The organism is Burkholderia sp. MSMB1498, assembly GCF_001526245.1.
GTDB lineage: Bacteria > Pseudomonadota > Gammaproteobacteria > Burkholderiales > Burkholderiaceae > Burkholderia > Burkholderia savannae.
Genome location: NZ_LOYJ01000111.1, coordinates 194035 through 207412, shown reverse-complemented (window position 1 = coordinate 207412; position 13378 = coordinate 194035). Strand labels below are relative to the sequence as shown.

The window sequence follows — 13378 nt, the reverse complement described above, 5'->3', positions numbered from 1 at the left end:
GAGCATCGGGCCGCGAACCGCGGCCCGAACGAACCGAACGAACCGAACGAACCGAACGAACCGTCGCGCGGCAACGCCCGCCGCGCTCAGTTCCCGCTGCCGCGCGAGACGCGCCGCGCCTTCACCGCTTCGGCGAGGCCTTCGAGCACCTTCACGCTGTCGTCCCAGTTGATGCACGCGTCGGTGATGCTCTGGCCGTACGTGAGCGGGGAGCCTTCCTTCAGATCCTGGCGGCCTTCGACGAGATGCGACTCGACCATCACGCCGACGATCCGCTCGTCGCCCGCGCCGATCTGCCGGCCGATGTCCGCGCAGACCGGAATCTGGTTCTCGTGCTTCTTCGAGCTGTTCGCGTGGCTCGCGTCGATCATCAAGCGCGCGGCGAGGCCGGCCTTGCCGATGTCCGTGCAAGCGGCGTTCACGCTGTCCGCGTCGTAGTTCGGCGCCTTGCCGCCGCGCAGGATCACGTGGCAATCCTCGTTGCCGGCCGTCGACACGATCGCCGAGTGGCCGCCCTTCGTCACCGACAGGAAATGGTGCGGCTGCGATGCGGCCTTGATCGCGTCGACCGCGATCTTCACGTTGCCGTCGGTGCCGTTCTTGAAGCCGACCGGGCACGACAGCCCCGACGCGAGCTCGCGGTGCACCTGCGATTCGGTCGTGCGCGCGCCGATCGCGCCCCACGAGATCAGATCGGCGATGTACTGCGGGCTGATCATGTCGAGGTATTCGGTGCCGGCGGGCAGCCCCATCTCGTTGATCTGCAGCAGCAGCTCGCGCGCGGTGCGCAGGCCGTCGTTGATCTTGAAGCTGTTGTCGAGGTGCGGATCGTTGATGAGCCCCTTCCAGCCCACCGTCGTGCGCGGCTTCTCGAAGTACACGCGCATCACGATCTCGAGTTCGCTCTTGAAGCGCTCGCGCTCCTTGACGAGCCGGCCCGCGTATTCGAGCGCGGCCTTCGTGTCGTGGATCGAGCACGGCCCGATGATGACGATGAGGCGGTCGTCCATCCCGTGCAGGATTCGGTGCATCGCCTGGCGCGAGTTGTAGATGAGCTCCGACACCGCTTCGCTCAGCGCGAATTCGCGGATCAGGTGCGCGGGCGGAATCAGCTCCTTGAGTTCTCGGATGCGGACGTCGTCGGTATTGTGCGGGGGCATGCTTGGGTTCTCCGGTTCGAGGCGCCGCCCGGCGTACGCGGGTGCGGCTAGCTGTTCAATTCGACAATTCGGGTGATTCGGGAAAGCCGGTGGATCGATTCGTCTGCCGCTGTCGCGAACCGGCGGGGCGAAAAAAAACCGCCGGGTTCGCCGGCGGTTTTTCGGGAATTCGGTTGCGCTTCGCGCGCCATCACTCCTCTCGATCCGCCAGCGGCCTGAGATGCCAAAAAAAGTAAAAGTAAAACTTTGCGGACATGGCGGAAATGCGGCTCATCAATGAAGCGATACGAGAACGAGATTTATACCCGGTCGGGGCGCGGCTGGCAATCCTGTGACTCTAAAAATGCGGGCAATCCGCGCAATGTCGTCGATTTGCGCGAATTGTCTGCGCCGCGATGCGGCAATACCGCATTACGACGCGGTGCCGCCGACCGTCATGTTGTCGAGCCGCAGCGTCGGCTGGCCGACGCCGACGGGCACGCTCTGCCCCTCCTTGCCGCACACGCCGACGCCCGTGTCGAGCTTCATGTCGTTGCCGATCATGCTCACGTACTTGAGCGATTCCGGGCCGCTGCCGATCAGCGTCGCGCCCTTCACCGGATACGTGATCTTGCCGTCCTCGATCATGTACGCCTCGGACGCCGAGAACACGAACTTGCCGTTCGTGATGTCGACCTGGCCGCCGCCGAAGTTCACCGCGTAGAGGCCGTGCTTGACCGATTCGATGATCTCCTGCGGGTCCTTGTCGCCGTTCAGCATGTACGTGTTCGTCATGCGCGGCATCGGCAGCGCCGCGTACGATTCGCGCCGCGCGTTGCCGGTGACGGGCATCTTCATCAGGCGCGCGTTCAGCGTGTCCTGGATGTAGCCCTTCAGGATGCCGTCCTCGATGAGGGTCGTGCACTGCGTCGGGTTGCCTTCGTCGTCGATGTTGAGCGAGCCGCGGCGGTTCGGCAGCGTGCCGTCGTCGACGACGGTCACGCCCTTCGCGGCGACCTGCTCGCCGATGCGGCCCGCGAACGCCGACGAGCCCTTGCGGTTGAAGTCGCCCTCGAGGCCGTGGCCGATCGCCTCGTGCAGCAGCACGCCCGGCCAGCCCGGCCCGAGCACGACCGTCATCGCGCCGGCCGGCGCGGGGCGCGCATCGAGGTTCACGAGCGCCGCGTGCACCGCGTCGTCGACGTAGCGCGACAGGACTTCATCGGTGAAGTAGCCGTAGTCGAAGCGGCCGCCGCCGCCGCCGGAGCCGATCTCGCGACGGCCGTTCTGCTCGGCGATCACCGTCACCGACACGCGCACGAGCGGGCGGATGTCAGCCGCGAGCGCGCCGTCGCTGCGCGCGACGAGCACGACGTCGTATTCGCCCGCGAGGCCCGCCATCACCTGCTTGATCCGCGGGTCGCGGCCGCGCGCCATTTGCTCGACGCGCTCGAGGAGCTTCACCTTCGCGGTCGCGTCGAGCGACGCGAGCGGATCGGCGGGCAGGTACAGGTCGCGGCCCGACACGCCCTTCAGCGACGATGCGACGCGGATCTTCTGCTTGCCGCCGCCCGCGGCGGCGATCGCCTTCGTCGCGGCGGCCGCCTGGAGGATCGCGTCGGGCGACAGGTCGTCCGAATACGCGAACGCGGTGCGCTCGCCCGCGACCGCGCGCACGCCGACGCCCTGGTCGATGCTGAAGCTGCCCGATTTGACGATGCCTTCCTCGAGGCTCCACGCTTCGCTGCGGGTGGCCTGGAAGTATAGGTCCGCGTAGTCGACGCGATGCGTGAAGATGTCGGCGAGCGTGCGCGTGAGAAGGCTCTCGTCGAGGCCGTACGGCGTGAGCAGGATGTCCTTCGCGAGCGCGAGATTGCGGATGCCGGGTTCGATGATGTTCATGCGGATTCGGGGATTCTCAATTTCTGAAACGGTTGTCGGACGCGCTTTCTTTCCGGTAGATGGATCGCGGCGGCCGTCTTTCAATGGCGGCTGAGCGACGCCGCGGCGCTCATGCGAGCACGCGGTGCCGCCACGCGGGCAGGCTCTGCCGCACGTCGGCGATCCGCGCGGGATCGATTTCGCCCGCGACGACGCCCGCGCCTTCGTCGCGCACCGCGACGATTTCGCCCCACGGATCGACGAGCATGCTGTGGCCCCACGTACGGCGGCCGTTCTCGTGCTTGCCGCCTTGCGCGGCGGCGAGCACATAGCATTGATTCTCGACCGCGCGGGCCCGCAACAGCGTCTCCCAGTGCGCGCGGCCCGTCGTGTACGTGAACGCCGACGGCACGACGATCATCGCGCAGTCGCCCATCTGCCGGTACAGCTCCGGAAAGCGCAGATCGTAGCAGACCGACAGGCCGACCCGGCCGAGCGGCGCGTCGAACGTGCGCACCGCGTCGCCCGCGCGGATCGTGCGCGCCTCGTCGAACGATTCGTCGCCCTTCTCGAAGTTGAACAGGTGGATCTTGTCGTAGCGGGCGGCCTCGCGGCCGGACGGGTCGAACACGAGCGTCGTGTTCAGCACGCGCGACGGCTCGGGCGCGCAAAGCGGCAGCGTGCCGCCGATCACCCAGACCCCGTGCTCTTTCGCGCGATCGGCGAGAAAGCGCTGGATCGGGCCATCCCGATACGGTTCGGCGAGCGCGAGCTTGTCGGTGTCGCGGTGGCCCATGAAGCAGAAATACTCGGGCAGCAGCACGAGCCGCGCGCCCGAGCCCGCCGCGTCGGCGATCAGCCGGCCGGCGTCGGCGAGGTTGCGCTCGAGATCGGGCGTGCTGACCATTTGCAGCGCGGCGACCCGAAACGGCGAGGCTAAGGCGTGGCGATCGGTCATGACGGATTCGGTTGCCGAAAAAAGGGTGCGGGCCCGGCGGCCGCGTCAGTGGTCGGCGGCCGCGGGCGCGGGCGCGTAGCCCATCTTACCCCGATCGCCGCCGACACGCTCGATGTGCGGATGCGCCCACGAGCCCGTGATCGCGTAGTCCACCGCGAACGCGTGCGCGAGCGTCTCGGACAGCGCGAGATTCGCGGCGAGCACGCCGAGGCCGAGGAACGGATTGACGATCGCCGCGCCGATCGCGGCCGCGCTCGCGCTGACCTTCGGCGCGACGTGCGCGTTCAGGTCCTGCGTTTCGTGCGCGAGGTCGACGGAGCCCGTCACCGTCACCTTCGCGGGCGACGTCTTCATTTCGAAATCCTGCGTATGCGCGATGCCGTTGTCGATCCGGCCGGTGCCGGTGATCGTCTCGAACGGCAGGCCCTTGCCGATCACGTCGCGGAAATCGAGCGTCAGGAAGCGCGCGAGGCCCTGCAGGCTCAGCACGCCGAGCAGCTTCGCCGCGCCCGGATCGACCTTCAGGATCTGGCCGTGCGCGAGGTCGAGCGACAGGCGGCCGTTCAGCGTCGGATAGTCGATCGCGGTCGGGCCGCCGCGCCACGCGACCTTGCCCGACAGCGTGCCGCGCCCGTTCGCGACCGTGCGCGGCAGGCCGACGCGGTCGAGCAGGGCGCCCGCGTCGTCGATCGCGAGCGTGAAGTCGAATACCGTGCGGCGCGGCGCGTCGTCCTCGCCGGCGCCGCGCGCGAGCGCGCGCCGCGACGTGCGCCAGTTCGCGGTCGCGGTGAGCTTGGCGGCCGGATTCGCGAGCTCGAGCTTGTCGAGCTGCCAGACGGGGATGCCGTTCTCGTCGATGTTGCGCGCGTCGACTTCGAGCCGGCCGATGTCGTGGCCGCGCGCGACGACCTGATCGACGACGAGATCGATCGCCGGCATCGCGTGGTTGGTGGGCGTCGGCAGATCGATCGCGCGGCCGACGAGATCGTGCTCGGCGCTCTGCGGGATCACGAGCTTCGCGAGCCGCGCGCTCAGCACGCCCGCGCCTGTCGGGCCGCCGCCCGGCGCCCACGACAGGTAGCCCGACACCTGGTTCGACGCGATGTTCGCCTGCCACAGATCGTCGATGTGCGACGCGCCGACGATCACGTTCTCCCAGTTGCGCTTGAGCAGCTTCAGCGTGCCGAAGTGCAGCGCGAAGCGCTTCGGCGCGAAGCTCGCGAGATCGACGGGCGACGCGGCCGGCTTCTCGCGCGCGTGCGCGGACTTGCCGAAGCCCTGCGCGAACGTTTGCCACGCGTCGGCGTCGAGCTCGTGCACGTCGATCGCCGCGCTTACGCCTTCCTGCGGCATGTCGGGCATCCGGTTCATCCCGACCGCGCCGCGCACCGCGCGCACCGGCTGCCCGCGCTCGATGTTGAGCAGGTAGGTCGCCGCGAGCGGGCCGAGCTTCAGGTCCGCGCGCTCGAGCGGCTTGCCGCCCGCCTGCGGCTCGGGCGCGAGCGCGAAGCTGAACGGCATCGGCGTGCCGGCCGGCTTCGCGAACGGCGCGGGGAACTCGAGCGCGACGCCCGTCAGATCCGAGTTCGCGGTGATGTCGGGCAGGCCGCCCTTCGCGCCGCGCACGGCGATCTGGTACGGCGCGTCGCCGACGACGCGCTCGAGCGCGGCCGCCGCCGCACCGCGCAGGTTCAGCCCGCGCGCGGCGTCGAGCGACAGGCGGCCGTCGACGTCGAACGCATAGCGGCCGTTCGCCGATAGCGCGCCGCTCGCGCGCACGTCGCCGCCGAGAAAGCGTGCGGTCAACCGGTCGACGCTCGCCGTGTGATCGGTGAAGCGGAGATTGCCGCGCAGCCGCGTGACGGGCGGCACGCCGTCGGCCTCGAGCGTGTTGCCGGCGAAGCCGAGCGCGGCGTCGACGCCGACGTGCGGATGCGGAACATGCTGCGGGATCGTCAGCTTGAGCGCGAGCGTCGCGGGGCCCTGCGCGCGCACGAGGTTGCCGACGTGGCCCGTCATCCCGGCAACCGCGCTGTGGTTCGCGTAGTCGAGCAGATCGGCGAGCGGGCCGTGCGCGCGGCCCTCGATCACGAGCGGCGAATGCGTCGGATTGCCGAGGTCGTCGATGCGCCCCGTCACCTTCGTGAGCGCGACGCCCTTGTAGCGCGCGCGGCCGATGTCGAAGCGCAGCTTGTTCTGCGCGAGCTCGAACACGCCGTCGATGCCGTCGAGCGCGGGCCACACGTTCGGCGTGCCGTTCGCGAGCGTGCGCGGCGGCTGCGGCGTCGGCTCGAACCGGCCGCCCGAAAACGGCGCGACGATGTGGAACACGCCCGCCTTCGGATCGTGCTCGTACGGGAACGTCTCGAGCGGGCCCTTCGCGACGATCGTCGCGCCTTTCTTCACCTGGCCCGCCTGCAGCGCGTGGCCGAGGTAGAGGCGCAGGTGGTCGGACAGGCTCGTCGGCAGGTAGCGGGTGATGCGCGCGACGGCCGCGCGCTCGAAGTCGGCCTTCAGGTCGAGCGAGCCGCGGCCGTGGCCGGGGTTCGCGTAGCTGCCCGCGACCGCGATCGCCGCGTCGGCGTTCTCGACGTGGAACTCGGGCACCGCGACGTCGACCCGCGCGTGCCGCTCGCCCGGCGCCGGCGTGACCGTCCAGTTCGCGCGGCCGCGCAGACGGTCGAACGCGAGGCGCGGCTCGTCGAACACGCCGGGCACCGTGACGGCCGCGTCGACGGTGTCGAAGCTCGCCGCGCCGCCTTTCTCGTCCGCGTCGACGTGGCCCCACAGGTTCTCGACGCCCGGAATCCCCGCGCGCGGGTGGCCGTGCGGCGACAGCCCGGGCGGCGGCTCCTGCGCCTCGAAACTGATTCCCTGCAGATCGCCCTGGAACCGGTAGCGGATGATCGGGGTGGTGCCGCTCTGGCGCTCCTGGTCGACGAACGCGGGGCTCGCCGGCTTCGCGCGCTCGACCTCGATCGTGTAGTTTGCAACAAGCCCGCGCGGATCGAAGCGCACGAGCTCGTTGCGCAGCCGCGCCGGAAGCGGCAGCCCGCGGATGAATTCGGCGAGGATGCCGAGATCGACGCGGTCGCCGGACACGCTCAGCAACTGGCCCTCGTCGACGCTCGGCACGCGGTAGCGCGCGGTCAGCGTGTGCAGCGCGAGCGCGCGCGAGATCGGCGTGCCGTCGGGCAGCGGCGGCTGGCCGAGCTCCGCGTGCAGCCGCGACAGGTGCAGCGTGTAGTCGCGCTTCGGCTCGATCGCGAGATCCCAGCCGAAGCGCGCGACGGGGATGTCGAGCCGCGGCTGCGTCGGGCGCACGCGCAGCGCGACGTCGTAGCCGCGCAGCTCGCCGCCCGCGCGGTACAGATGGCCGTCGCCGAAATGCGCCCAGATCGCGTTGTCGATCCGGCCCGCGTAGGCGGTGAGGCGAATGTTCACGTAGCGCGCGAGCGTCGGCAGGTCGACGGGGCCCGTCGACAGGTACGCGTCGCCCGTCCAGTTCGACGGCTTGCCGACCGGCGCGAGCGCCTTGTGGACGAAACGCGCGCGAAAGTCGAGCGGGCCCTGGAACAGCGTGCCGTTCGCGGGCGCCTGCAGCGCGATCCGGTGGACGATTCCGTCGTTGAGCACCGCGATCCGGATGCCTTTCAGCGCGAGCTCGGGCGCGTCGTGCTGCGCGTCGCGCCAGCGCAGCGTGCCGCCGCGCAGCACGATCGCCTCCTGTTTCAGCAGCCACGCGCTGAACGTGTCGTCCGCGCCCGTCTTCGTCGTCGGCACCGCGACGCCCGCGACGAAGAGCGAGCCGTCCGCGCGGCGCTCGGTCAGAAGGTCGGGGTCGTCGACGATGAGGCTCGACAGCGTCGGCGCGAGGCGCGCGAGCGAGCGCCATGACAGCGCGGCCGTCGCGTGCGGCACCGACAGCGCGACGCGGCCGTCGCGGCCGCGGATCGTCAGCTCGCTGATGTCGACGCCCGGCTGCATTCCCGACCAGTGCGGCGCGAGCCGGCCGATCCGCAGCTCGGCGTGCAGCTTTTGCGACACGAAGGCTTCGATCCGCGGGCGGTACTCGTCGATGCGCGGCAGCAGCACGTAGCGCAGCCCGAGGAAGGCGGCGGCCGCGACGAAGTAGGCGGCGAGCGCGATCGCCAGCAAGCCCTTGAACACGCGACGCAGGACCGGGTGATGGTGCTGCGGAGGTCCGGCTTCGGTCGTTGCGGCGGAATCCTGACGGTCGGACATGCGGCGAAGGGGCGGCGGTATGGTAGTTTTGCGAACTGACGTTCAAATGTATCACACGGGTTCCCGCAGGCGGCTTTCGCGACGCCGCCGTTGCGGGCTGTCCGGCCGGCCGCGCGCGCCGGCTCCGTGCGCCGCCGGCGCGCGGCGGCCCGCGGCCTTTCACCGCGCCACGCGCGTTCGACGATGACCGACGCTTCCGACCTGCCGTCCCTTTCCTACTCGCACTATCTCGCCCGCGCGGTCGCGGCGCGGCCGGCGCTCGCCGCGCGCATCGCCGCGTGGGCGGCCGCGCCCGTCGCCCGCGCGGCGCTCGATTCGCGCCTCGACGCGCTGCTCGCCGAAGGCGGCCAGCCGCCGTCCGAGGACGCGTTGAAAAAGGCGCTGCGGCAGCTGCGCGCCGAGGCGTTCGGCGCGATCGCCGAGCGCGACCTGTCGGGGCGCGCCGATGTCGCCGAAGTCACGGGCGCGATGACGGACCTCGCGGAGGCCGCGATCCAGCGCTCGCTCGCGCTGCTGTCGGCCGAGCTCGAGGCGCTGTACGGGGAACCCCGCGGCCCGTCGGGCGAGCGGCTCGCGCTCGGCGTCGTCGGGATGGGCAAGCTCGGCGGCCGCGAGCTGAACGTATCGTCGGACATCGACTTGATCTTCGTCTACGAGGACGACGGCGAGACGGCGGGCGGCGCCCGCGCGCCGATCTCCGCGCACGAGTTCTTCACGCGGCTCGGCCGGCGCCTGATCGGCGTGCTGTCCGAGGCGACCGCCGACGGCTACGTGTTTCGCGTCGACATGCGGCTGCGCCCGAACGGCGATTCCGGCCCGCTCGTTTGCAGCCTCGGCATGCTCGAGGAGTACTTCTACGTGCAGGGGCGCGAGTGGGAGCGCTATGCGTGGATCAAGGGCCGGCTCGTGACCGAGCGCGAAAGCGCCGCCGCGCGCCGCCTCGCGCAGCAGCTCGACGCGATCGTCAAGCCGTTCGTCTACCGGCGCTATCTCGATTTCGGCGTGATCGGCGCGATCCGGTCGCTGCACGAGCAGATCCGGCAGGAGGCGCGGCGGCGCGCGACGATGCGGCCCGACAAGGCCGACGACATCAAGCTCGGCCGCGGCGGGATTCGCGAGATCGAGTTCAGCGCGCAGGTGTTCCAGCTGATTCGCGGCGGGCAGGACGCGGGCTTCCGGGTGCGCCCGACGCTCGCCGTGCTGCGCCACGCGAGCGCGAGCGGCCTGATCGCGGAAGACGTGCGCGCGGGCCTCACCGACGCCTATCTGTTCCTGCGCACGCTCGAGCACCGGCTGCAATACCGGAACGACGCGCAGACGCATGCGATGCCCGTCGATCCGGCCGAGCGCGCGGCGCTCGCGGCGGCGCTCGGGTTCGCCGATTACGCGGCGCTCGCGGCGGAGCTCGACCGGCACCGCGCGTTCGTCGAGGCGCAGTTCGACCAGGTGTTCGCCGACAAGGCGGGCGGCGGCAAGCGCGGCGCGGACGAAGGCGGCGCGGCGGGCTGCATCTGGAGCGGCGCGCTCGCCGACGACGGCGCCGACGACGCGCTCGCCGCGCGCCTGGCCGAGCTCGGCTTCGCCGATCCGGCGGCGGTGCTCGCGCGGCTGCAGGCGGTGTGGCGCTCGTCGCGCTACACGGGGCTGCCGGAATCGAGCCGTGTGCGCTTCGACCGCGTCGCGCAGCGCGCGCTCGAGGCGGCGCCGCGCATCGACGCCGCGCATCGCGACGAGACCGTGGTGCGCTGCTTCGACCTGCTCGAGACCGTCGGCCGGCGCGGCGCGTATCTCGCGCTCCTGACCGAATATCCGGCGGCGTTGCAGCGGGTGCTGTCGGTGCTCGGCGCGACGCGCTGGGGCGGCGGCTACCTGATCCGCCACCCGCAATTGCTCGACGAGCTGCTCGACGACGAAGCGATTGCGAGCCCGTTCGACTGGCCGGCGTTCAAGGACGCGCTGCGCAAGCGGCTCGCCGCCGCCGACGGCGCCGAGCACCAGATGGATCTGTTGCGCCACGCGCACCAGGCCGAAGTGTTCCGGATTCTGCTGCTCGATCTGGCGGGCAAGCTGTCGGTCGAGCACGTGAGCGACCGCCTGTCGGAGCTCGCCGACGCGATGCTCGACGTGACGATCGGCGTCGTCTGGGCGCAGCTCGCGAAGCGGCACTGCGACACGCCGCGTTTCGCGGTGATCGCGTACGGCAAGCTCGGCGGCAAGGAGCTCGGCTACGCGTCCGATCTCGACCTGATTTTCCTGTACGACGATCCGGACGAGCGCGCGGCGGACGTCTACACGACGTTCACGCGGCGCCTGATCACGTGGCTCACCACCGCGACGGGCGCGGGCACGCTGTTCGACATCGACCTGCGGCTGCGGCCGAACGGCGAGGCGGGGCTGCTCGTCACCGATCTCGACGCGTTCCGCCGCTACCAGCTGCGCGAGGGCGACGCGGCGAACACCGCGTGGGTGTGGGAGCACCAGGCGCTCACGCGCGCGCGCTACAGCGCGGGCGACGCGCGGATCGGCGCGGCGTTCGAGGCGATCCGCGTGCAGGTGCTGACGACGCCGCGCGACGCGGCGGTGCTCGCGACCGAGATCGTCGGGATGCGCGACAAGGTGTTCGCCGGGCATCCGAACACGAGCGAGCTGTTCGATCTGAAGCACGACCGCGGCGGGATGGTCGACATCGAGTTCATCGTCCAGTACTGGGTGCTGCTGCACGCGGCGCGCCATCCGGAGATGATTCGCAACACCGGCAATATCGCGCTGCTGCGCGAGGTGTCGCGCTTCGGGCTGATGAGCGAGGAGGAAGCGGAGACGGTCGGCGCCGCCTACCGGATCTACCGGAGGCTGCAGCACCGGCTGCGGCTCGACGGGATGGAGAAGGCGCGCGTCGAGCCGGAACGGGTCGCGGCCGAGCGGGACGCGGTGGCCGCGCTGTGGAATCGCGTGTTCGGGGCGTAGCGGGGAGCGGGTAGCAGGTGGTGGGAAGGGCGGAGGGACGAGAAAGACGGGAAGGACGAGAAGGACGAGAAGGACGAGAAAGACGAGAAGGCGCTTGCGCGCGGCCGCTGGCCGACGCTCGCGACGCCGGGCGAACTCGCCGGCGCCGCCGTGCGCCGATTGTCGCGCGATTTGTCCGGGTGCGCCGGAGGGGCGCAGCGATGCGCTGGGGCGCTGACGATGTCCGCGGCTGTAGCTGTGGCTGAGCTGCGAAAACGGAGATGGAGACAGCCGGACGTGTCAGGAATTTCGTGTGCTGAGGCCGGTTAAAGATCTCAACTGATGGCGGAGGTGAATCGCTCGCCGAACAGAATGGCGAACTGATTGACTGCTTGCCGCCAGCCGCCAGCCGCCAACCGCCAACCGCCAGCCGCCAACCGCCAACCGCCAACCGCCAACCGCCAACCGCCAACCGCCAACCGCCAACCGCCAACCGCGACCCCAGCCGCGCCGCGCGGGTTCCGTCGCGGCCGGCATGCACGCCGCCGCGTCACGCGGTCAGCATCTCCTTTGCGTGCTTGCGCGTCGTCGCGGTGATCTCGAGGCCGCCGAGCATCCGCGCGACTTCCTCGATCCGGTTCGCACGGTCGAGCGGCACGACCGTCGACACGGTGCCGCCTGCGCCGTCCTGTCCCTTCGCGACCTGGAAATGCTGGTCGCCGCGCGCCGCGACCTGCGGCAGGTGCGTGACGCACAGCACCTGCCGCATCTGCCCGAGCTGATGCAGCAGCCGCCCGACCACCTCGGCGACGCCGCCGCCGATGCCCGTGTCGACTTCGTCGAAGATGAGCGTCGGCGTCGGGCTCGCCGCGCTCGCGATCACCGCGAGCGCCAAGCTGATCCGCGCGAGCTCGCCGCCCGACGCGACCTTCGCGAGCGGCCGCAGCGGCACGCCCGCGTGGCCCGCGACGCGGAACTCGACCTGCTCGAGCCCGTGCGCGCCGCCTTCGGCGAGCGGCACGAGCGCGACCTCGAAGCTCCCGCCCGCCATCGACAACTCCTGCATGCCCGTCGTCACCGCCGCGCCGAGCGCCTTCGCGGCCTGCGCGCGCGCCTTCGACAGCTTCCTCGCGTCGGCGAGATACGCTTCCTTCGCCTTGCCGGCGATCGCCTGCAGCGCGCTCAGATCGGCGGCGGCGTCGAGCTCGGCGAGCTGCGCGCGGCGCGCTTCGTGCTCGTCGTGCAGCGTCTCGGGCGGCAGCCGGAACTTGCGCGCGGTCGAGTGCAGCGCGTCGAGCCGTGTTTCGACCTGCGCGAGCCGATCCGGATCGAGGTCGAGCCGCTGCGCGTAGTGCGACAGCGAGTACGACGCCTCCTGCAACTGGATCTCGGCCGGCTCGAGCGACGCGAGCGCGTCGTTGAGCGCGGGATCGTACTCGGCGAGGCTTCTGAGCTTCGATACGATCGCGCCCAGTTGCGTGAGCATCGCGTCGTCCGATTCGGAGATCGCGTCGAGCGCGCCCTGCACGCCGTCGATCAGGTTCGCCGAATGCGTGAGGCGCTTGTGTTCGGCGCTGATCTCGGCCCATTCGCCCGGCTGCGGCGCGAGCTTGTCGAGCTCGGCGAGCTGCCACGCGAGCTTTTCGCGCTCGAGCTGGCGCTCGCGCTCATGCGCTTGTGCGGCGTCGATCGCCTGCGTCGCGTCGCGCCACGCGCGGTAGCCGCGCGCGACCGCGCCTGCGTCGGCGACGAGCCCCGAGTGCGTGTCGAACAGCTCGCGCTGCGCGTCGGCGCGCATCAGCAACTGATGCGCGTGCTGGCCGTGTATGTCGACGAGCATCTCGCCCACTTCGCGCAGCTGCGCGAGCGTCGCGCTCGTGCCGTTGATGAACGCGCGCGAGCGGCCGCCCGCGTCGACGACGCGCCGCAGCATTACCGTGTCGTCGGCGTCGAACGCGTGCTCGTCGAGCCAGCGCACGACGCGGTCGTGCGGCGTGAATTCGGCGCTGATGTCGGCGCGGCTGCTGCCGGTGCGCACGACGCTCGCGTCGGCGCGCTCGCCGAGCGCGAGCGCGAGCGCGTCGATCAGGATCGATTTGCCGGCGCCCGTTTCGCCTGAGAAAACTGTGAAGCCGCTGTCGAATTCGAGATCGAGCGCGGCGACGATGACGAAGTCGCGGATCGAGAGGTGGCGGAGCATGGGTGTCGTCGG

General features: G+C 70.6%; 6 protein-coding genes. 1 reads left to right on the top strand and 5 read right to left on the bottom strand.

What is annotated here, in order from left to right:
* Positions 1-86 precede the first annotated feature (86 nt).
* The 4 genes from aroG to WS91_RS25880 form a co-directional block, all read right to left on the bottom strand.
* The gene (gene aroG, locus WS91_RS25895) at positions 87-1160 is read right to left on the bottom strand and encodes a 3-deoxy-7-phosphoheptulonate synthase AroG (RefSeq protein ID WP_059583419.1); all 1074 of its coding nucleotides are present in this window, start codon (positions 1158-1160) and stop codon (positions 87-89) included.
* A gap of 411 nt (positions 1161-1571) precedes the next feature.
* Positions 1572-3041 (bottom strand): metalloprotease TldD, encoded by a 1470-nt coding sequence (tldD, locus tag WS91_RS25890; protein WP_038753319.1) that lies wholly within the window; start codon positions 3039-3041, stop codon positions 1572-1574.
* 109 nt (positions 3042-3150) lie between these two features.
* Complete coding sequence (locus tag WS91_RS25885) at positions 3151-3978, bottom strand: carbon-nitrogen hydrolase family protein (RefSeq protein ID WP_059583423.1); 828 nt, start codon at positions 3976-3978, stop codon at positions 3151-3153.
* A gap of 45 nt (positions 3979-4023) precedes the next feature.
* Positions 4024-8223 carry a YhdP family protein gene (locus WS91_RS25880; protein WP_059671281.1) on the bottom strand — a complete coding sequence of 1400 codons (4200 nt, stop codon included), beginning with the start codon at positions 8221-8223 and terminating at the stop codon, positions 4024-4026.
* Positions 8224-8406: 183 nt separating this feature from the next.
* On the opposite strand from WS91_RS25880, the gene glnE reads away from it, so the two are divergent.
* On the top strand, positions 8407-11187 hold the full coding sequence (glnE, locus tag WS91_RS25875; protein WP_059671280.1) for a bifunctional [glutamate--ammonia ligase]-adenylyl-L-tyrosine phosphorylase/[glutamate--ammonia-ligase] adenylyltransferase: 2781 nt from the start codon (positions 8407-8409) through the stop codon (positions 11185-11187).
* Positions 11188-11716: 529 nt separating this feature from the next.
* Here the strand turns inward: glnE and recN are convergent.
* Positions 11717-13366: a DNA repair protein RecN gene (recN, locus tag WS91_RS25870; protein ID WP_059671279.1), complete on the bottom strand. Its 1650-nt coding sequence runs from the start codon at positions 13364-13366 to the stop codon at positions 11717-11719.
* Positions 13367-13378 lie beyond the last annotated feature (12 nt).